Raw genomic sequence first — 17,120 nt, forward strand, 5'->3', positions numbered from 1 at the left:
CGCTCCTACAGGGGGCGGGTGTTTACGTCAGAAGTGTTTTCAGTTGCTCGATCCCTGCTTCGCCCAGAGGGAATACCGGGAGGCGTGGGTTACCCACTTCCAAGCCGGTCAAGCGCAACCCGGCCTTGATCGTCGCCGGCAGTCCGCCTTTGAGGATGAATTGCAGCAAGGGCAACTGTCGGTAGAACAGCTCGCGTGCCTTGTTCAAGTCATCGGCCAGTACGGCCTGATACAAGCTCAGGTTCAGTTGTGGGATCAGGTTAGGCGCTGCGGTGCACCAGCCTTTGGCACCCGCCGCGAAGGCTTCCAGTGCCAGCGGGTTGCAGCCGTTGTAGAACGGCACGTCACTTTGCAGTTTCAACTGGTGCATGCGCTGGATGTCGCCAGTGCTCTCCTTGACCATGGTCACATTCTCGACCTGCTTGAGAATCCTCAGGATCAGCTCCACCGACATGTCGGTGCCGCTGGTGGCCGGGTTGTTGTAGAGCATGATCGGCACGCCGATGCTGTCGCCGATCGCGGCGTAGTGGGCGAGGATTTCCGCCTCACTGAGTTTCCAGTACGAGGCCGGCAGGACCATGACCACATCGGCGCCGTGCTCTTCGGCATAGCGGGCGCGGCGCACGGCCTTGGCGGTGGTGAGGTCGGACACGCTGACAATGGTCGGCACGCGCTTGTCGACCTTCTTGATGCTGTAGGCGCTGACTTCATCCCACTCGGCATCACTCAGGTAAGCGCCTTCGCCCGTGCTGCCCAAGGGCGCGATGGCGTGGACGCCGCTGTTGATCAAGCGGTCGATGGAGTGCCCGAGGGCGTCGAGGTCAACGCGTTGGCCGTCGGCACTGAAGGGGGTGATGGTGTAGCCGATGATGCCGTGAATGGTTGGGCTGGACATGGGGAAAACTCCGGTCGAAAAAGGGGGCAATCAGTTCAGGCAATCGGCGTGCTTGCGCAGGTTTTGCCGGGCGTAGTAGTTGAACGCGGCGCCGTGGCGCTTGGGCTTGGAGATCCAGTCATGGGCCTCGCGCCCCAGCTCCGGCAGGATCGGTTTGACGCTGCCCGCAGACATCGCCAGCAACTGCAACTTGGCAGCCCGTTCGATCAACTGCGCAATCACGCAGGCTTCTTCGATGTTGGCCCCGGTGGACAACTGCCCGTGGTGCGAGAGCAGGATGGCGCGCTTGTCGCCCAGGGCCGTGGTGATGATTTCCCCTTCTTCATTGCCCACCGGCACGCCGGGCCAGGCCTCCAGGAACGCGCAGTCTTCGTACAGCGGGCAAAGGTCCATGTGCGACACCTGCAGCGGTACTTCCAGCATCGACAGCGCGGCGATATGCGTGGGGTGGGTGTGGATGATGCAGTTTACATCCGGTCGGCCGCGGTACACCCAGGTGTGAAAACGGTTGGCGGGATTGGGAATGCCGTGGCCTTCCAGCACCTCCAAGTCTTCGTTGACCAGCAGCAGGTTGCTGGCGGTGATTTCGTCAAAACCCAGGCCTAGTTGCTGGGTGTAGTAGGTGCCGGGCGTCGGCCCGCGTGCGGTGATCTGCCCAGCCAGGCCGGAGTCGTGGCCGTACTCGAACAGGATTCGGCAGGTCAGCGCCAGCTTTTGCCGGTCGGTCCACGTATTATCTGCCAGGCTGTTTTGCATCTGGCTCAGTGCTTGCTTGACCAGTTGGTCTTTTGGGAGTGCTAATGTCTTGGCCATATCGGTGTCCTTTGGGTGGTTCAATGGACGTCGGATTTGCTGGTCGCCCGCTGCTCGCAAGGTCGTTGGGTGAATGCAAATGACACTAAAGATGCTATATGACACTTTGTGTCATTGGCAAGCCTGTCTCATCGCTTTCTGCATGGATTAACCGCAGCAAATGTCTATCCGCTTGAAAATATTAAGAAAAAAACTTGGCGTAACCCTGGAGGCCCTGGCCGAAAAATCCGGGATGACCAAGAGTTACCTGTCGAAAGTCGAGCGCGGGCTCAACACGCCGTCCATCGCTGCGGCGTTGAAACTGGCCAAGGCATTGAACGTGAAGGTCGAAGAGCTGTTCAGCGAAGACAACGTCAGCCTCGACAGCTACAGCCTGGTGCGCAGCCATGAGCGGCCCGACACCTCGCCGGGTTATGCGGTGCTGGCCCATCAAGTCAGCGAACGCAGCCTGTTGCCGTTCATCATCTACCCGCCGGCTGAGTTCACCGACAAGACCTTCAAGGAGCACCTGGGGGAGGAGTTTTTATTCGTGCATGAAGGCCAGGTGGAAGTGGATTTCATGAACGAGCGCGTGCTGCTGGAGCGCGGCGATGCGCTGCATTTCAACGCGCAGAAACCCCACCGGATTCGCTCGGTGGGAGAGGTGCAGGCACAGCTGTTGGTGGTGGTGCACAGCGCTGAGGAGTGACCCTTCTTACTCATTGAAATGCAGTCAATGTGGGAGCAGGCAAGCCAGCTCCCACATTTTGATCAGCGTTCCACAGGGACTGACAGTGCCGGATTGCCCAGCGGATGAGTGCGCGCCGCAAAGAATTTCAGCGTTACGCCACTGCCCTCGAACAACTCCGAATACCGCCGCTTCTGCTGACGAATAAACCCATCACTGCGCCCCGACACCGAGATCGCCAGGGTGCTGATGCTGGCCTGGCCAATAGCATCCACCAGGTGTTTATCCTGCGGCCCCAAGTCATGGCCGAAGATGCACAGCGCGCCTTCGTGGCTCAACAGCTGTTCATAACAGAACGACAAATAATCCGAACTGCGGATACTTTTGAGCTTCTCCTGCACCTTGCCTTCACTGACGAACAGCGGCACATCGTCGAGGGTTTTGATCGTGTTATTGATGGCAAAACTGCTGAGCAGGGTGCTGTCAGTGGACGGCAATTTACGCGCCGTGCCGTCAAGGTTACGCACCAGATGCAAGCCGCCGTGCAGGTACAGGATGCGGGTGATGTCGGTGCGCGTATTGCGCAGGTCGAAGCTTGAGTCGGCGCTGCGAAACAGGTCGTCGATACCCGGTGCGTGCAGGGTCGCCCAGTAGTTGAGCAAGTCGTAGTTACTGGTGAAAACGGTGGCGTAGGTGGCCAATTCTGCGTGGATCGTCGCCAGCGTCGACGGCTGCACCAGGCGCCAGGGAATGTGCACGGTATGGATGGTGTTGATCAGCGCTTCCTTGATCGCGTAGTAGCGGTTACGCGGCGCCGCCGAACTGACCGCCAGGGCCTTGTTGACCCGGCTGGTGGTTTTCAAGGCGCCCAGGGCTTGCTCGAAACTGCGGGTTTGCAAGGCGTCGAACACGCTGAGTTCGGAGGGGCTCAGGGGTTTTTCTTCGACGGTACGGGCGTTTTCGAACAGCGAGTCGTAGGCGAAGTCTTCCCAAATCGTGCGGCTGGCGCCGTTACCGATCAGAATCCCGCTGAAGTCGACGGCAGCGCGCAGGGCACTCCAGTCTTCAAGGTGGGCGTCAATATCCTGGAAATCCTTCATTGCGGCGGGTCTACTCGAAATCGGCTGGGGGGTGACTTTATCACGAGCCGGCATTGATCCTGATCAAGATGCGCCACGCGGTACAGGTTGATTCTGTCGGCATAAAGCCTTTGAGGATTGACCATGAGCAGCACGTTTTTCATCCCCGCCGTCAACATCATGGGCATCGATTGCCTCGACGAAGCGATGACCGCCATTCGCAACTACGGCTTCGGCAAGGCGTTGATCGTCACCGACGTCGGCCTGGCCAAAGCCGGTGTGGCTGGCATGATCGCCGAGAAGCTGGCGATGCAGGATATCGACTCGGTGATCTACGACGGCGCCAAGCCCAACCCCAGCGTGGAAAACGTCGAAAAAGGCCTGGCGTTGCTGCAACAGAGCGCCTGCGATTTCGTCGTGTCCCTGGGCGGCGGTTCGCCCCATGACTGCGCCAAGGGCATCGCCCTGTGCGCCACCAACGGCGGGCGTATCGGCGACTATGAAGGCGTCGATCAATCGAGCAAGCCACAACTGCCGCTGGTGGCCATCAACACCACCGCTGGCACGGCCAGCGAGATGACGCGTTTTTGCATCATCACCGACGAAAGCCGCCACGTAAAAATGGCCATCGTTGATCGCAACGTCACGCCGCTGCTGTCGGTCAACGACCCGGCCCTGATGGTCGGTATGCCCAAGGGCCTCACCGCCGCCACGGGCATGGATGCGCTGACCCACGCCATCGAAGCCTACGTGTCCACCGCTGCGACACCGATCACCGACGCCTGCGCGATCAAGGCCATCGAGTTGATCAGCGCCAACTTGCGCCTGGCGGTCCGCGACGGCACTGACAAGGCTGCACGGGAGAACATGGCCTATGCGCAATTCCTTGCAGGCATGGCCTTCAACAATGCGTCCCTGGGTTTTGTGCATGCCATGGCCCACCAATTGGGCGGCTTGTACGACCTGCCCCACGGTGTGTGTAACGCGGTGTTGTTGCCCCATGTACAAAGCTTCAACGCCAGTGTTTGCGCCAAGCGCCTGAGCGATGTGGGCCGGGCCCTTGGTGCGGATATCAAGGGCATCACCGTAGAAGAGGGCGCCCAGGCCGCGATTGCGGCGATTCGTCGGTTGTCTCAGGACGTCGAAATCCCTGCTGGTTTGCGTGAGCTTGGCGCTAAGTTGCAGGACATTCCGTTGCTGGCCAGCAATGCGTTGAAAGATGCCTGCGGGCTCACCAACCCTCGGCGGGCGGACCAGCGTCAGATTGAGGAGATCTTTCGGAGCGCTTTTTGATAGGCATAGGTACCTACACAATGTTGGCGCGATGCTGGACTTGCTCCCGTGACGCCCTGACAGCCGACGCTTATCTACCTGCCGCCCCGCGATCAAACTGTGGGAGCTGGCTTGCCTGCGATGGCGGCCTGACAGTCAACACCAATCTACCTGACACCCCGCAATCCAACTGTGGGCTTGCTCGCGAAGGCGGCCTGGCAGGCGACACAGTTGGATTGTGTGTATATCCATTGCTGCGGTAACGGCCACTTAGGGTTCCGCCCTGACGGCGGGTCACTTTGGAAAAGCCCCAAAGTAACCAAAGGGCTCTTGCCCCACCACTCGGCACCTCGCTTTGGCTCGGTGTGCCCGTAATCCGCCAGTGATTTGGGGGGCCGCCGCCACGCGCCATCCATGGCGCGGGGCGGCTAAACCGGCATCCCTGCCGGTTTACCCCCCAAATCCCTGTCGAATTCCGGCCAGCGTGGTTTAACGGGGCGCCTGAGATCAAGATCACAAGCAGATCAAGATCAAGAGCGGCTCGCTCCGCATCGTGGTTAGCTTCGGCAGCAGCAACTCTTTGTGTAGATACCTATGTTTTGATAAGGGCAGCCTTCAGCGGCACGCGTTAAGCTACACGCCTAATGCATTCAAGCATCAAGCGTGCGGCGTGCCGCTGAGGTCCTTTCATGAGAGTTCTGTTATTCGGCGCCACCGGCATGGTGGGCCAGGGTGTGCTGCGCGAGTGCCTGCTGGCGGCCGATGTGCAGGAAGTGGTGGCCGTGGGCCGCACGCCCTTGACCCAGGAGCACGGCAAGCTGCATCAGGTGTTGCACAGCGACATGCTGGATTTCCAACCCCTGGAAAACCTGCTGCAAGGTTTTGATGCGTGCTTCTTCTGCCTCGGTGTTTCGTCGGCGGGCATGAAGGAAGCGCGTTATACCCACCTCACCTATGATCTGATCCTCGTGGCGGCCAGTACCCTGGCGCGGCTCAATCCGCAGATGACGTTTATCTATGTGTCCGGCGCCGGCACGGACAGTTCCGAAGCCGGCAAGTCGATGTGGGCGCGGGTCAAGGGCAAGACCGAAAATGCCTTGCTGCGCCTGCCGTTCAAGGCGGTGTATCTGTTCCGTCCGGGGATCATCCAGCCGTTGCACGGTGTGCGTTCGAAGACGCCGTTGTATCAATCTTTCTATAGCGTGCTCGGGCCGGTGCTTTCGTTTGTGCGGCGACTAAAGCCGGGCTGGGTGGTGAGCACCGAGACCGTCGGCCGTGCGATGTTGCAGGCGGCCAGCCAGGGCGCGCCGCAGCCGGTGGTGGAGCAGGCGCAGATCAATCGCCTGGCGGCTGAGCGCCGCTGAACTGAATCAATGCCACGCCGCCGATCAGCAGCAATGCGCCCAGTACCCGCGAGGTTGTCAGCTGGCGTTCCACCAGGCCGAACAGGCCGAAATGGTCCAGCAGCAACGAGGCAAGAATCTGCCCGGCCATGGCCAGCGCAATGAAGCCTGATGCGCCGAGCTTAGGCAGCAGCATCAACGCCAATGAAATGAAACACACGCCAAAGGCACCGCCGGCCCACATCCACAATGGTGCCTTGCTGATAAAGGCCAGGCTCGGCAGAGGCAAACGCAGCGCCACAATCACCGGCAGCAGCACGATGATGCTTACCAGCAACGACGCCAAGGTGGCCCACAAAGGATGGCCGAGCCCGCGCCCGAGGTTGGCGTTGATCGCACTTTGAAACGGCACCACTGCACCGGCGAACGCCGCCAGCGCCAACAAACCTACCCACTGCAACACAGTCATTTCGACGCTCCCAGAAGTTTTGCTGGACTCTAGGTTATTCGTCGCGCAAATTTAAATTCCAAATTCTTATGCTGGGCATGCAGCTGATGAATGATCTGCGCCGCATCGACCTTAACCTGCTGGTGATCCTCGACGCCTTGCTCAGCGAGCAGCACGTCACCCGCGCCGCCGAGCGTCTGCACCTGAGCCAGCCGGCAGTCAGCCATGCGTTGGCGCGGCTGCGCGATATGCTGGGCGACCCGCTGCTGATGCGTCAGGGCGGCACACTGGTGCCAACCGCGCGCGCCCTGGAGTTGGCGGCACCCTTGGCCGAAGCCCTGGCTCAAGTGCAGGCATTGCTGGCGCCGAATCGTTTTGATCCCACTTCTGCCAAGCGCCGCTTTCGCGTGGCGATGTCTGACTACAGCGCAGCGATTTTCCTGCCCGGCTTGGTTCGCGTCCTACGCCAGGAAGCGCCCGGTATCGACTTGCAGATCATCCAGGCCAGCCGCGAAGGCATGGTCGACGGTGTGCTCAATGGCGACCTCGATCTGGCGGCGGGTGTATTCCCCGACATGCCCGCCGAACTGCGCACTACGCCGCTGTTCGAAGAGCATTACACCTGCCTGGTCGACCGCGACAGCCTTGCGCCCAGTGGGGTGCTGGACCTGCCGGCCTACCTGTCGCGCCCCCATGTACTGCTGGAGATGCGTGGCAGCGGCACGCCGGAAATCGAACGGGCACTGACGGCCATTCGTGAACGCCGGCATGTGGCGATCAGCCTGCCGCACTGGGGCGTGGCGCCGCAGTTGATCCAGGGCACAGATTTGATTCTGACGGTGTCGTCCCGGGGGTTGCTGAATATCGATGCTCGACAATTGCTGGCCGTGCCACCGCCGTTTCATATCCCTTCGTTTGCCTTTGAGCTGGCCTGGCATACGCGGCGGGGTGGGGATGCAGGGTTGCAGTGGTTGATTGAGCGGGTGGTGGGGCTGGTTGATTAGGCTCCTGTTACCAGGCTTTCGGAGGTTGACGACGTGTATGAAAAATCCGCATTACTTGTAGTCGCCCCTCTCGAATTCGGTAAGGAACAATGTAGGGCCATCGGGATACAACCCACTCGCGAGTCCCCGGCACTCGCCCCTCTTTCCCCATCGCGGGAAACGCGGCGACCTGTTCCAGACCACTTAGAATTGCCTGGACAAATTCATGGGCTGCTTTGGGGTTTTCTTCGGCAATATAAGCCGCTTCATCGTCAAGGTTTCTGAGGGCTGCCCTCAGCCACTCAACCTGCATTGGCGCGCCATTTATCAGCGACAGCCTTTATCTCGGCAGCCGTGGCGAAATCCCCCGCATCCGCTTCTTTCACGGCTTTTTGGATTTCTTCGATTTGCCAGGCTTCGCGGGCCAGGTATTCGCGTAATGCGTCAACGGCCAGAAAGGATTTGCTGCGACCGGTAGCCTTGGCGAGACTGGCGAGGGTATCGGCGACGTCTTCCGGTATCCGTAGGGACATAACAGACATATGAACCTCGATGTAGTGATGTGTAGTGCAACATACTACATCGTCATTACCGCCACGGTTTGCCCCGCTCGTCAGGCGTATGACGATCAAGGAGAACAGTCATGCTTTCTGGATTCAACCACCTGACCCTGGCCGTCACCGATGTACCGCGCAGCGTCAGTTTCTATCACGACCTGCTCTGCCTGCAGCTCGATGCAACCTGGGACAACGGTGCCTACCTCTCACTGCCTGGGCTTTGGCTGTGTCTGTCGCTGGACCCGTTGCGTTCGACTACTGCGGCGGTGGATTACACCCACTATGCCTTCACTGTCGATGCTGCTGATTTCACTGCCTTGGTCGAACGCCTGCGCGCCGCTGGCGTACAGGAGTGGCGAGACAACCGCAGCGAAGGCGCGTCGTTTTATTTTCTCGATCCCGATGGCCATAAGCTGGAGGCTCATGTCGGCGATCTGGCCTCGCGCCTGCAAGCCTGCCGTGCCAAGCCCTATGCCGGAATGAAGTTTTACCCACCGCGCTGAAACATGCAGAATCGATCATCTTTAAGCGTCTGTCGGAGCGTCTATTTATGACCCCATCCTTGCTGTTCGCCGTGCTGGCTTCGGGTTTTATTTACGGCATTACCCCAGGCCCCGGTGTCCTGGCCGTATTCGGCATTGGTGCGGCCCGTGGCCGGCGTGCAGGGGCGGGTTTTTTGTGCGGGCATTTGCTCGGGGATGTGGTGTGGTGCAGCACGGCGCTGATTGCCATCGTCGGTGCGCGGGAAGTCGGCAGCAGCGCCTTTGATGTGCTTGGCGTAATCAGCGGGGTGTATCTGTTCTGGCTGGGCTGGCGTGCGATCCGTACCCAACGCCGCAGCAGCGATGCCCCTCAGGGCGCCGCGCGGCACCCGTTCTGGCACGGCATTCTGTTTGGCTTGACCAACCCCAAGGCCTATCCGGTGGCCGTGGCGACCTTCACTGCGTTGCTGTCCAGCCGGGCCGAGCTGTTGACCTGGTCGATGCTGCCGACCTTGATTCTGCTGAGCTTTATCGGTGGCTTGCTGGCCTACGCGATCCTGATCGGCGTGGTGGGTGCCCAACGGGTGCGCACGCTGTATCAACGCCATGAAATTCTGATCACCAAGCTCTGCGGCGTGATGTTTATCGGCTTCGCCCTCAATGCCTTGGCGCACGCATTGCCGGGTCTGTTCGGCAGCAAAGCGGCCTGAGGCGGCGACGACCGTTCGTCGCACGGGGAAGTTTTTTCTAAACCTTTGCCGCCCTGAAAATTCGAATTCAGGGCGGGGTGTATGCCCACGCACCTATTTTTGCCCTGGAGGAACCCATCATGAGCCGCATGGCTATCCGGTTACGCACCGCCAGTTTCGCGATGCTGCTGGGCCTCGGCGCCAGCAATGCTTTCGCCCAGTCGCCTGCAGAATTCATCGAGCAGGCTTCGGCCAAAGGCATGGCCGATATCGAAACCAGTCGCATGGCCCACGCCAAGACCTCATCCCAGGAAATCAAGGACTACACCATTGAGGTCATCAACGAGCGCACGCTGGCCAACCAGCACTTGGCGGCGATCGCCAAGAAGCTGGATTTGCCAGTGGCCCCGCGAGAGAAGATCGTCGATAAAGCCGAAACCCTGATGCCAGAACTCAAGGACGGCGATTCCTTTGACGCTGCCTATACTGCGCAGCAGGTCAAGGAGAACGAAGACGCCATCGCCTTGTTCCAGAAAGAGGGCGCCGCGTCGGATGTGCCGGAGATAAAGGCACTGGTGGATGAGACGCTGCCCAAGCTTGAAGAGCGCCTGCAAAAAGCCCGCGCCCTGGCCTCGACCTATGGCAAGGGCCATCAAGGCGACGGCTGAGGCCTGCCTTATATGAAAAGCGGCGGTTGGAGAGGATCCAGCCGCCGTTTTTTATGCCGAGTTCAGGCCCGTTCTGGACGCGGCCTATAACGCCAGTTCACCTTGACCGGTGCCTTCCAGCGCCAGCAAATACTGCTTGGCCGCCAGCCCGCCCGCGAAACCGGTCAAGCCGCCAGAAGCCCCAATCACCCGGTGGCAGGGCGCGATGATTGAGATCGGGTTACGCCCATTTGCGGCGCCGACAGCGCGCACGGCTTTGGGGTTGCCGATCTGCTCGGCGATTTGGCTATAGCTGCGGGTTTCGCCGAAGGGGATGGTCAGCAGTGCCTGCCAGACCTGCTTCTGGAAGTCGGTGCCGGTGAAGTCCAGCTCCAGTTCGAACTGGTTACGCGTTCCGGCAAAGTATTGCTGCAGTTGGCGTTCGGTTTCCAAAAGCACCGGGCTGTCATGGGCCTCGATCAATTCACCCAAGCGTACGCGGTTGGCGCGTTCTACTTCCCAGAGGATGGCGCTGAGTTTGCCATCGCGCGCCACCAGGGTGAGTTCACCGACAGGGGAAGGCATGAGCTTGTAGTGGTAAGTCATCGGCAGGCTCCTTGAGGGGAGTGAAGGGGGACGACGTCACTGTAGTTCCATCAGGGCGTCTGGAAACTACGTTTCTTGCGGTCAAACTAGAAGTTCCAGTAAACCCAGCTTGAGTAATAGGGGTACACGTAGAGCCAGGCGATGATGCAAAGGGCCTTCAGGACTGACGCCGTACTTAACATGACCATAGAAACGACGTTGAGCAGGGTCAAAATCAAAGCGAACATAGCCACACGTGGGGTTGCGTGACGCCACGCAAACCTTACGCCATACCCTGACGCGACAATCACTCCTAACTCCAGCAATACTCTAAAAGGGAAGGGGAAGGGCAGACGCACAAACGAGATCAGCAGTGGTAAAACCAGTACCCAGCCCGCCACTTGGCGTAGGATGATTTTGGGTGTGGGTGGCTTGGTTCTCAGCATTGCCTGCTTCCGGTCTCTGGGGCGACGAGCCTGTATCATCGCGATGTTTAGCCCTCATCGCAGTAAGATTTTACTTAGGCGCAACTACCGCTCCTGCTGTAATACCTTGAGCGCTGCCGACGCCAGAAACCCCGAACGGCTTTTTTCCTGTGGATGATTCAACACGTACTCATCGATGCGATTCAACAGATAGCCGGGCAGGGTGATGTTGAGCTTTTGAGCTTTGCCCAGGTATTTGGTCACGTCGATGTCCACCACAGCCCACGTGCAACCGGCGTACTGAGGGTTGGCGGCGTGCACGGTGACTTTCTGCGCGCTGGGGATCGGCGCGCCATCTTCTGCCAGGATCTCGAAGTGCCCTTCGATGGCTTCGCGGGCCATGGCCATGGCGTCATCTAGGTCCTCGCCGGCCGAATAACAGCCAGGAATATCCGGGACTTCCACGCCCCAGGCGTGGTCCGCGTCGCCCGTTGAAATTGCGATGGGGTAAAGCATGTTCTTGCCCTCCTTTTGGTGGGTTTTGGTGGTTACTATACCCACAGCTATAAAGTTATCAACACTCTACCTACCAACGGTTGATGTCCGAGATTTCGATAGGTGTTGAATGAAGTGTATGGGCGCGCGGAAATGACGCCGTTTGGAGGTATTGCGAGATACTTCACGTCCTCAGGCACGGCTTCGAGCAGCAGAACAACGCTGAAGACCGAATCCAAGGCATAAAAAAACCGGTCACCAAGGACCGGTTTTTTGTGCATCTTGCGCCAGAACCCTCCTGGCGCAAGTGCAAATCTGAGTGGAGCGGGTAGAGGGAATCGAACCCTCAACTAAAGCTTGGGAAGCTTTCGTTTTGCCACTAAACTATACCCGCTCAGAGCGGCTGACTTTGTACCAGATGTTCGGCTGGATTTGAAGTTTTTCTTTGAAAAATGTGAGAGTTGCGTGTGGCGAGCAAGCTTGCTCGCCACAGTGTCAGGCTTGATTTCAAAGCGCCCATGCATGCTGCGCCTGGCCTTGGCTATATCGCAACGGGCTGGCGGGCCGCTGCCCTTTCAAGAAGCCCACCACGGCCTCACGGCTATCGCGGCATGCGGCTTTATGTTCCATGTCCAGGAAGTGTCCCGTCGCCTGGATGGTGCTGAAGCTGCTCTTGGCCACATGCTGGCCAAACAGCTTGGCGTCGTCTGCACTGGTGTATTCGTCCCATTCGCCGTTCAAGAACAGCACCGGAATGTCGATCTGTCTGGCGGCCTTGAGGTAACACTGCCGGTCGCTGTTGAGCACGTGGCTGATGTGAAAATGCATTTGCCCATATTCGTGCGCGGCCAGGCTGCTGACATGGCGGTAGTTGAAGCGCTTGAACAGCGACGGCAGGTGCTTGCCGATGGTGCTGTTGACCAGGTGGCCGACACGGTCGCGGTCGAGGTTGCCCAGGTAGTCGACGCCCCGTTCCAGGTAGTCACGCATTGGCGCATTGATCACTGGCGAGAATGAGCTGATCACCGCTTTTTCCACGCGACGGGGCCGGTGCGCAAGGGCGACCAACGTGGCGGCGCCGCCCCAGGAGAAGGACAACACGTGTTCAGCGGCGAAGTGGTCGAGCAGTTCCAGGAGGATCTGGCCTTCGACTTCCTTGGTCAGCATGTGCTCATGACGGTTGTGGATTTTGGAACGGCCAGCGTAGGGCTGGTCGTACAACACCACATTGAATTGCGGGTACAGGCTTTTCACGGTTTGAGCGAAGGACGCTGTGGTCGCCATGGAGCCGTTGACCAAGACGATGGTCTTGGCTGCTGCGTCCGCGCGATAGAACTCCGTGTACACCCGATACTGACCCTGTATATCCAGCACAGCGATTTCTGGCCTCATGTCGTAAGACTCCTGGCAAGCGGGTAGTGCGCGCAAATCACTCTGCACGAGCTTTATGACAGGTAGGCATACGCCTGGAAAATGAGGGCCCATGTCGGTCCGATGACGGCTGGCCGGCGGGTGTTGTTATGGCGGGCTGTTTGCCGGGAGGGCCCGAAGATCAAGCGCGGGCGAGGCAAGGTGTTTCTTGGAGGTTATAGGGCGACTCGTCAGTCATCATCTGGCTGACGCCTTGATTCAAGCAGCACCGAAGGCAGGTCGCAAGGCAAGCGGCTGGTTTTTTGCCGTCACCGGCTGAACGGTCGTCAGACTTGTCGGATCTCGTCGTCAGTCAGTGGCCGATACTGACCCGGCGCAAGCGACGCATCCAGCACCAAAGGGCCCATTCGCTCGCGGTGCAGGCCGGTCACCTTGTTATCAAAATGCCCGAACATGCGCTTCACCTGATGATAGCGGCCTTCGATGATGCTCAACCGGGCCGTTCTAGGGCTTAGCAGTTCAAGTTCGGCAGGTTGGGTAGTGAGATCTTCAAAAGCGAAATACACGCCTGCCGCGAACGTCTGCGCGTAATGCGGGCCGATGTCCTGTTCGGTTTGCACGTGGTACACCTTGGGCAACTTGGTCTGCGGTTGCGTGAGGCGCCGCGACCATTGGCCGTCGTTGGTGATCAGCATCAGGCCGGTGGTGTTGAAATCCAGGCGCCCGGCGATATGCAGGTCGGCTTTGTCCGGTTCGTCCAGCAGGTCCAGGACCGTGGGGTGTTGCGGGTCTGATGTGGCGCTGACGCAACCCTGGGGTTTGTGCAGCATGAAATAACGCGCCGGCTTGCCCGCTTGCAGGATTTCACCGTCCACGCAGACCTGGCTGAATTCCCGTACGTCATGGTGCGGATCGCTGACCGCAACACCCTCGACGGTCACCCGACGCTCCACCAGCAACAGGCGCACTTGCTTGCGATTGAACTGTGGCAGGTTGCTGAGGAAGCGATCAACGCGCATGGCGGGTACGCAACTGTTCGTCCACTTGGGCGCAGCGCGGGCACAGGCAGGCTTTATTGCGCAACTCATCCGGCAGGGCTTCAAGTACCTCCGGGTCGATGGTGACGCTGTAGCACCAGCAGGCCTGATCGGCTGTGCGTGGGTCGGCCAGGGAGCAGTCGTTGCGGGCACCGCAGGCGGGGCAGAGGGTCGGTGTGGTCATGGGTCGGTTCAGAAGGGAATCGGGTAGGGCGCGTTAGTTATTGCACGATACAGCGCGGCTGAGCGGCATTCCATCATCATGGCTGTTTGGCGGGGCTTCACTTCGTCTGAAACAGATGTTTTCACTTGTGTCGCGAACGCACCAGATTCTGTTTTTGATGTCAGATGTTTCGTCATTCAGTGAAGGCTGAATGCCGCTCGCCAGCGTCGCTGGAGGAGCTCTTCCGCGGTCCAGGAGGCCGCCATGTATCGACGACTGCTGCTTATCGCTTTGCTCGGCCTGACCCTTTCAGCCTGCGTGCCCTACTACGATGGAGGCGCTACCTACTATCGCTCCGAGGTCTACACCGCACCGGCGCCCGCCTACTACTACGGCGGCCCGCGTTATTACCCTTCCGGGCGCAGCTATTACGCGCCAGCGCCCCGTTACTATGCACCACAGCCTCGCTATTACTCGGCGCCGCGCTACTACCAACCAGCCCCGCGTTATTACCCCCGCGCCGGCTACCGGCCCTCCCAAAACCATGGATGGGGCGACCGCTGGGGCAACGGCGGGCGTGGCCGTGGTTCCGACCACGGAGGTGGCCGCGGCGGGCACCGTTAAATATCTTGAAAAACAAGCGGCGCATCATGCGCCGCTTTTTATGGGTACCGTACGTCCGTACTGTCAGATTTAACAGCTATCTTTGAGTTGCTAGCTGTATTTCACTAGCGCAGAGCCGAGTGCTTTTGCGTGGTGAGACTGAGCAGATGGAACCCCTATGTTCAAACAATTGATTTGCGTGCTACTGCTGATGAGCTACGTCATTGCACCGGCAAGAGCGGAGCAGGGCTGTCCTTATACAACGCAGATCGCATACGCCGACGGCCATTATCGCGCCAAGGACCATGGCCTGCGCTGGCAAAGCCCGAGGGTTGCGTCTCGTGGTGTTATCGACGGATTCATTGGCGCAGTGTTCATGCCGGCCGAGGGCGAGGAGAGAGGAAACGGCTACATGGATAAGTGCATCTACCGCACCAGTCGGAACGGGGTGGTAGCGTTGAGGCCACGCAAGGGCAATGAGGTTATCAACATGTCGTTGACCAGCACCTTGTATTGGGAGCTACAGCCCGATGCGTTCAAGTTGCCAGTGTACACCTGCACGGACAGCCAGCCGGACAATTGCGCTTTCAAGGTCAACGACAAGCGTACAGACCTGTCAGTAGTCAGATAAATCCGCCAGAGGATTCCTACCTTCCCAGGCCTTGTCAAAGTGCGCCTGCACCACCGCTTCCGGCAGTGTGTTGATATCCGGCCAATGCCAATGAGGCGTCTGGTCTTTGTCGATCAGGCGCGCCCGAACCCCTTCGGCGAACTCCGGATGACGGCAGCAATTTAGGCTCAGGGTGTATTCCATCTCGAACACCTGGGCCAGGGAGAGGTGACGGGCGCGCTGGAGTTGTTCCCACACCAGATGCGCCGTCAGCGGGCAGCCCTCACTGAGGGTTTTGCCGGCGCGGTTCAATAGCGGGTCGCTGTGGTCGCGCAGCAGGCTCAAGGCACGCCAGGCACAGCGCACATCTCCTACATCCAGCCATTCGTCGATCTGTGCGCGGCGCGGTAGCCATTGCGCTTCGGGTTGATCGCCGATTGCCTCCTGCGCCAGGGCCTTGAGCAAGCTGTTGAGTTGCATCGCGCTCTGTTCCTGCCAGTTCAGCTGCAGCAGGCCATCGAGCAATTCGTCTTGCTGGTCATCGCGCAGGAAACGGTCGGCCAGGCCCAAGTCCAGCGCGTCGCGACCGTTGATATGGGCGCCGGTGAGGCCCAGGAACAGGCCGAGCTTGCCTGGCAAGCGCGACAGGAACCAACTGGCACCCACATCCGGGTACAAGCCAATGCTGATCTCGGGCATGGCCAAACGACTGCTCGGTGTGACGATACGCACGGCGGCGCTTTGCAACAGGCCCATGCCGCCGCCCAATACATAACCGTGGCCCCAGCAGATCAACGGCTTCGGGTAGGTGTGCAGGCGGTAGTCAAGACGATATTCAGCGGCAAAAAACTGCGCGGCCAGGGTCGGAACTTCACCGGGCTGTTCACGGCATGCCTGGGCGAGGCTGCGCACTTCGCCACCGGCGCAAAAGGCTTTGGGGCCGTTGCCGCGCAGCAGCACGCAGACGATCTGTGGGTCTTTGGCCCAAGCCTCCATGCGCTCATCCAGGGCCAGGATCATCGGCAGGGAGAGGGCGTTAAGGGACTTTGGCGCGTCCAGGCTGGCGATGCCGATGCGAGCGCCGCCATTGCCGGTCAGTTCTTCGAAATGCAGGTTCATCGTGACCTCAATCGAGAAGGTGAAGGATGAGTATGATCCCTTCGTGGGAAAGTGCCGGTGCTGTGTCAGATCAATTGACAAGCGGGGTCGGCTTTCCTAGGGTTCGCCTCATTCTTTTTTACAAGACAATTGAACTATGACCGATGGCGACCGTATCAAACTCGAACCCAGCTGGAAACACGCTCTGCGCGATGAGTTCGAGAAGCCCTACATGGCGCAATTGCGCGAGTTTCTGCGCCAGGAACATGCCGCTGGCAAGGAGATCTACCCGCCCGGCCCATTGATTTTCAACGCTCTCAATTCAACACCGCTGGACAAGGTCAAGGTCGTGATTCTCGGCCAAGACCCGTACCACGGCCCTGGCCAGGCCCATGGCCTGTGCTTCTCGGTGCAACCGGGCGTGCCGGCGCCGCCGTCGCTGGTCAATATCTATAAAGAACTCAAGCGCGACCTGAACATCGACATCCCCAACCACGGTTACCTGCAAAGCTGGGCCGACCAAGGCGTACTGATGCTCAACACCACCATGACGGTGGAGCGCTCCAATGCCAATGCCCATGCGGGCAAGGGCTGGCAGTTTTTTACCGATCGGATTATCGAAGTGGTCAGTGAGCATCAGCCGCACTTGGTGTTCCTGCTGTGGGGCGCCCATGCTCAAAGCAAGCAGAAGCTCATCGACGCCACCAAGCATCTGGTGCTGACGTCGGTGCATCCGTCACCGTTGTCGGCGTATCGCGGGTTTCTGGGCTGCGGGCATTTCAGCCGGGCCAACAAGTTTCTTGAGCAGAATGGTGAGGCCCCGATCGAGTGGCGGCTGCCGCCACTCTGAACCGGACG

23 protein-coding genes and 1 tRNA gene are annotated in these 17,120 nt (G+C 59.5%); 10 read left to right on the forward strand and 14 right to left on the reverse strand.

Translation table 11 applies throughout. The annotated features are described in order from the left end of the window. Nucleotides 1–22: 22 nt before the first annotated feature. On the reverse strand, nucleotides 23–895 hold the full coding sequence (locus tag ACWHXD_RS07870; protein WP_138762223.1) for a dihydrodipicolinate synthase family protein: 873 nt from the start codon (nucleotides 893–895) through the stop codon (nucleotides 23–25). Nucleotides 896–925: 30 nt separating this feature from the next. Beyond that, nucleotides 926–1,708: an aldolase gene (locus ACWHXD_RS07875; RefSeq protein WP_014717335.1), complete on the reverse strand. Its 783-nt coding sequence runs from the start codon at nucleotides 1,706–1,708 to the stop codon at nucleotides 926–928. 160 nt (nucleotides 1,709–1,868) lie between these two features. On the opposite strand from ACWHXD_RS07875, the gene ACWHXD_RS07880 reads away from it, so the two are divergent. Further along, the gene (locus ACWHXD_RS07880; RefSeq protein ID WP_032893083.1) at nucleotides 1,869–2,396 is read left to right on the forward strand and encodes a helix-turn-helix domain-containing protein; all 528 of its coding nucleotides are present in this window, start codon (nucleotides 1,869–1,871) and stop codon (nucleotides 2,394–2,396) included. Nucleotides 2,397–2,458: 62 nt separating this feature from the next. On the opposite strand, the gene ACWHXD_RS07885 is transcribed toward ACWHXD_RS07880, so the two are convergent. Further along, nucleotides 2,459–3,475 carry a DUF4917 family protein gene (locus tag ACWHXD_RS07885; protein WP_032893082.1) on the reverse strand — a complete coding sequence of 339 codons (1,017 nt, stop codon included), beginning with the start codon at nucleotides 3,473–3,475 and terminating at the stop codon, nucleotides 2,459–2,461. Nucleotides 3,476–3,598: 123 nt separating this feature from the next. Here ACWHXD_RS07885 and yiaY point away from each other — a divergent pair, with 123 nt between their 5' ends. After that, nucleotides 3,599–4,747 (forward strand): L-threonine dehydrogenase, encoded by a 1,149-nt coding sequence (gene yiaY / locus ACWHXD_RS07890; protein ID WP_032893080.1) that lies wholly within the window; start codon nucleotides 3,599–3,601, stop codon nucleotides 4,745–4,747. Nucleotides 4,748–5,415: 668 nt separating this feature from the next. Further along, entirely contained in the window at nucleotides 5,416–6,090 is a 675-nt protein-coding gene (locus ACWHXD_RS07895) for an NAD(P)H-binding protein (protein WP_138762222.1), read from the forward strand. Here the strand turns inward: ACWHXD_RS07895 and ACWHXD_RS07900 are convergent. Continuing rightward, nucleotides 6,062–6,538: a DMT family transporter gene (locus ACWHXD_RS07900; protein WP_138762221.1), complete on the reverse strand. Its 477-nt coding sequence runs from the start codon at nucleotides 6,536–6,538 to the stop codon at nucleotides 6,062–6,064. The two genes, ACWHXD_RS07895 and ACWHXD_RS07900, sit on opposite strands and share 29 nt — an antisense overlap. Nucleotides 6,539–6,615: 77 nt before the next feature. Between ACWHXD_RS07900 and ACWHXD_RS07905 the strand changes: the two genes are divergently transcribed. After that, the gene (locus ACWHXD_RS07905; RefSeq protein WP_414478936.1) at nucleotides 6,616–7,521 is read left to right on the forward strand and encodes a LysR family transcriptional regulator; all 906 of its coding nucleotides are present in this window, start codon (nucleotides 6,616–6,618) and stop codon (nucleotides 7,519–7,521) included. A gap of 7 nt (nucleotides 7,522–7,528) precedes the next feature. Here the strand turns inward: ACWHXD_RS07905 and ACWHXD_RS07910 are convergent, their stop codons facing one another. Further along, complete coding sequence (locus ACWHXD_RS07910) at nucleotides 7,529–7,813, reverse strand: type II toxin-antitoxin system RelE/ParE family toxin (protein ID WP_138762219.1); 285 nt, start codon at nucleotides 7,811–7,813, stop codon at nucleotides 7,529–7,531. Then, entirely contained in the window at nucleotides 7,803–8,042 is a 240-nt protein-coding gene (locus tag ACWHXD_RS07915; protein ID WP_138762218.1) for a CopG family ribbon-helix-helix protein, read from the reverse strand. Before ACWHXD_RS07915 ends, ACWHXD_RS07910 begins: the two co-directional genes overlap by 11 nt. 101 nt (nucleotides 8,043–8,143) lie before the next feature. Here ACWHXD_RS07915 and fos point away from each other — a divergent pair, with 101 nt between their 5' ends. The 3 genes from fos to ACWHXD_RS07930 all read left to right on the forward strand — a co-directional run bounded on the left by fos (nucleotide 8,144) and on the right by ACWHXD_RS07930 (nucleotide 9,896). Next, the gene (gene fos, locus ACWHXD_RS07920; protein WP_138762217.1) at nucleotides 8,144–8,560 is read left to right on the forward strand and encodes a fosfomycin resistance glutathione transferase; all 417 of its coding nucleotides are present in this window, start codon (nucleotides 8,144–8,146) and stop codon (nucleotides 8,558–8,560) included. Between the two features lie 47 nt (nucleotides 8,561–8,607). Further along, nucleotides 8,608–9,249, forward strand: a complete 642-nt coding sequence (locus tag ACWHXD_RS07925) for a LysE family translocator (protein WP_138762216.1) — start codon at nucleotides 8,608–8,610, stop codon at nucleotides 9,247–9,249. 119 nt (nucleotides 9,250–9,368) lie between these two features. After that, nucleotides 9,369–9,896 (forward strand): DUF4142 domain-containing protein, encoded by a 528-nt coding sequence (locus tag ACWHXD_RS07930; protein WP_003189402.1) that lies wholly within the window; start codon nucleotides 9,369–9,371, stop codon nucleotides 9,894–9,896. An 84-nt stretch (nucleotides 9,897–9,980) separates the two neighbouring features. Here the strand turns inward: ACWHXD_RS07930 and ACWHXD_RS07935 are convergent, their stop codons facing one another. The 7 genes from ACWHXD_RS07935 to ACWHXD_RS07965 form a co-directional block, all read right to left on the reverse strand. Then, entirely contained in the window at nucleotides 9,981–10,481 is a 501-nt protein-coding gene (locus ACWHXD_RS07935; protein WP_138762215.1) for a methylated-DNA--[protein]-cysteine S-methyltransferase, read from the reverse strand. Between the two features lie 86 nt (nucleotides 10,482–10,567). Beyond that, on the reverse strand, nucleotides 10,568–10,906 hold the full coding sequence (locus ACWHXD_RS07940; RefSeq protein ID WP_138762214.1) for a hypothetical protein: 339 nt from the start codon (nucleotides 10,904–10,906) through the stop codon (nucleotides 10,568–10,570). A gap of 84 nt (nucleotides 10,907–10,990) precedes the next feature. After that, a complete protein-coding gene (locus ACWHXD_RS07945; RefSeq protein WP_069557924.1) occupies nucleotides 10,991–11,401 on the reverse strand; it encodes a type II toxin-antitoxin system HicB family antitoxin in 411 nt (136 codons plus the stop codon). Between the two features lie 299 nt (nucleotides 11,402–11,700). Then, nucleotides 11,701–11,774: transfer RNA gene (locus tag ACWHXD_RS07950), tRNA-Gly, on the reverse strand. A gap of 113 nt (nucleotides 11,775–11,887) precedes the next feature. Next, nucleotides 11,888–12,772 carry an alpha/beta fold hydrolase gene (locus tag ACWHXD_RS07955; protein WP_032893003.1) on the reverse strand — a complete coding sequence of 295 codons (885 nt, stop codon included), beginning with the start codon at nucleotides 12,770–12,772 and terminating at the stop codon, nucleotides 11,888–11,890. Between the two features lie 305 nt (nucleotides 12,773–13,077). Next, nucleotides 13,078–13,770 (reverse strand): pseudouridine synthase, encoded by a 693-nt coding sequence (locus ACWHXD_RS07960; RefSeq protein WP_138762213.1) that lies wholly within the window; start codon nucleotides 13,768–13,770, stop codon nucleotides 13,078–13,080. Further along, nucleotides 13,760–13,972 carry a cysteine-rich CWC family protein gene (locus ACWHXD_RS07965; protein ID WP_138762212.1) on the reverse strand — a complete coding sequence of 71 codons (213 nt, stop codon included), beginning with the start codon at nucleotides 13,970–13,972 and terminating at the stop codon, nucleotides 13,760–13,762. The genes ACWHXD_RS07960 and ACWHXD_RS07965 overlap by 11 nt, the downstream gene beginning before the upstream one ends. A gap of 243 nt (nucleotides 13,973–14,215) precedes the next feature. Here ACWHXD_RS07965 and ACWHXD_RS07970 point away from each other — a divergent pair, with 243 nt between their 5' ends. Both ACWHXD_RS07970 and ACWHXD_RS07975 read left to right on the forward strand, forming a co-directional pair. Beyond that, nucleotides 14,216–14,575: a hypothetical protein gene (locus tag ACWHXD_RS07970; RefSeq protein WP_032892999.1), complete on the forward strand. Its 360-nt coding sequence runs from the start codon at nucleotides 14,216–14,218 to the stop codon at nucleotides 14,573–14,575. Between the two features lie 157 nt (nucleotides 14,576–14,732). After that, the gene (locus ACWHXD_RS07975) at nucleotides 14,733–15,185 is read left to right on the forward strand and encodes a DUF3757 domain-containing protein (RefSeq protein WP_098952473.1); all 453 of its coding nucleotides are present in this window, start codon (nucleotides 14,733–14,735) and stop codon (nucleotides 15,183–15,185) included. On the opposite strand, the gene dspII is transcribed toward ACWHXD_RS07975, so the two are convergent. After that, the gene (gene dspII, locus ACWHXD_RS07980; protein ID WP_138762211.1) at nucleotides 15,171–16,283 is read right to left on the reverse strand and encodes an enoyl-CoA hydratase/isomerase DspII; all 1,113 of its coding nucleotides are present in this window, start codon (nucleotides 16,281–16,283) and stop codon (nucleotides 15,171–15,173) included. The genes ACWHXD_RS07975 and dspII overlap by 15 nt on opposite strands. 136 nt (nucleotides 16,284–16,419) lie before the next feature. Here dspII and ung point away from each other — a divergent pair, with 136 nt between their 5' ends. Then, nucleotides 16,420–17,112, forward strand: a complete 693-nt coding sequence (gene ung / locus ACWHXD_RS07985) for a uracil-DNA glycosylase (protein WP_138762210.1) — start codon at nucleotides 16,420–16,422, stop codon at nucleotides 17,110–17,112. Nucleotides 17,113–17,120: the final 8 nt, after the last annotated feature.

This window comes from Pseudomonas fjordensis (genome assembly GCF_976987115.1).

Coding starts and splice junctions, on each gene's coding strand:
- ACWHXD_RS07880 (WP_032893083.1), top strand. CDS start 1,869: ATGTCTATCCGCTTGAAAATATTAAGAAAAAAACTTGGCGTAACCCTG.
- ACWHXD_RS07960 (WP_138762213.1), bottom strand. CDS start 13,770: ATGCGCGTTGATCGCTTCCTCAGCAACCTGCCACAGTTCAATCGCAAG.
- ACWHXD_RS07895 (WP_138762222.1), top strand. CDS start 5,416: ATGAGAGTTCTGTTATTCGGCGCCACCGGCATGGTGGGCCAGGGTGTG.
- ACWHXD_RS07875 (WP_014717335.1), bottom strand. CDS start 1,708: ATGGCCAAGACATTAGCACTCCCAAAAGACCAACTGGTCAAGCAAGCA.
- ACWHXD_RS07975 (WP_098952473.1), top strand. CDS start 14,733: ATGTTCAAACAATTGATTTGCGTGCTACTGCTGATGAGCTACGTCATT.
- ACWHXD_RS07900 (WP_138762221.1), bottom strand. CDS start 6,538: ATGACTGTGTTGCAGTGGGTAGGTTTGTTGGCGCTGGCGGCGTTCGCC.
- ACWHXD_RS07965 (WP_138762212.1), bottom strand. CDS start 13,972: ATGACCACACCGACCCTCTGCCCCGCCTGCGGTGCCCGCAACGACTGC.
- ACWHXD_RS07925 (WP_138762216.1), top strand. CDS start 8,608: ATGACCCCATCCTTGCTGTTCGCCGTGCTGGCTTCGGGTTTTATTTAC.
- fos (WP_138762217.1), top strand. CDS start 8,144: ATGCTTTCTGGATTCAACCACCTGACCCTGGCCGTCACCGATGTACCG.
- ACWHXD_RS07915 (WP_138762218.1), bottom strand. CDS start 8,042: ATGTCTGTTATGTCCCTACGGATACCGGAAGACGTCGCCGATACCCTC.
- ACWHXD_RS07910 (WP_138762219.1), bottom strand. CDS start 7,813: ATGCAGGTTGAGTGGCTGAGGGCAGCCCTCAGAAACCTTGACGATGAA.
- ACWHXD_RS07930 (WP_003189402.1), top strand. CDS start 9,369: ATGAGCCGCATGGCTATCCGGTTACGCACCGCCAGTTTCGCGATGCTG.
- ACWHXD_RS07955 (WP_032893003.1), bottom strand. CDS start 12,772: ATGAGGCCAGAAATCGCTGTGCTGGATATACAGGGTCAGTATCGGGTG.
- ACWHXD_RS07870 (WP_138762223.1), bottom strand. CDS start 895: ATGTCCAGCCCAACCATTCACGGCATCATCGGCTACACCATCACCCCC.
- ACWHXD_RS07970 (WP_032892999.1), top strand. CDS start 14,216: ATGTATCGACGACTGCTGCTTATCGCTTTGCTCGGCCTGACCCTTTCA.
- ACWHXD_RS07885 (WP_032893082.1), bottom strand. CDS start 3,475: ATGAAGGATTTCCAGGATATTGACGCCCACCTTGAAGACTGGAGTGCC.
- dspII (WP_138762211.1), bottom strand. CDS start 16,283: ATGAACCTGCATTTCGAAGAACTGACCGGCAATGGCGGCGCTCGCATC.
- ACWHXD_RS07945 (WP_069557924.1), bottom strand. CDS start 11,401: ATGCTTTACCCCATCGCAATTTCAACGGGCGACGCGGACCACGCCTGG.
- ACWHXD_RS07905 (WP_414478936.1), top strand. CDS start 6,616: ATGCAGCTGATGAATGATCTGCGCCGCATCGACCTTAACCTGCTGGTG.
- yiaY (WP_032893080.1), top strand. CDS start 3,599: ATGAGCAGCACGTTTTTCATCCCCGCCGTCAACATCATGGGCATCGAT.
- ung (WP_138762210.1), top strand. CDS start 16,420: ATGACCGATGGCGACCGTATCAAACTCGAACCCAGCTGGAAACACGCT.
- ACWHXD_RS07940 (WP_138762214.1), bottom strand. CDS start 10,906: ATGCTGAGAACCAAGCCACCCACACCCAAAATCATCCTACGCCAAGTG.
- ACWHXD_RS07935 (WP_138762215.1), bottom strand. CDS start 10,481: ATGACTTACCACTACAAGCTCATGCCTTCCCCTGTCGGTGAACTCACC.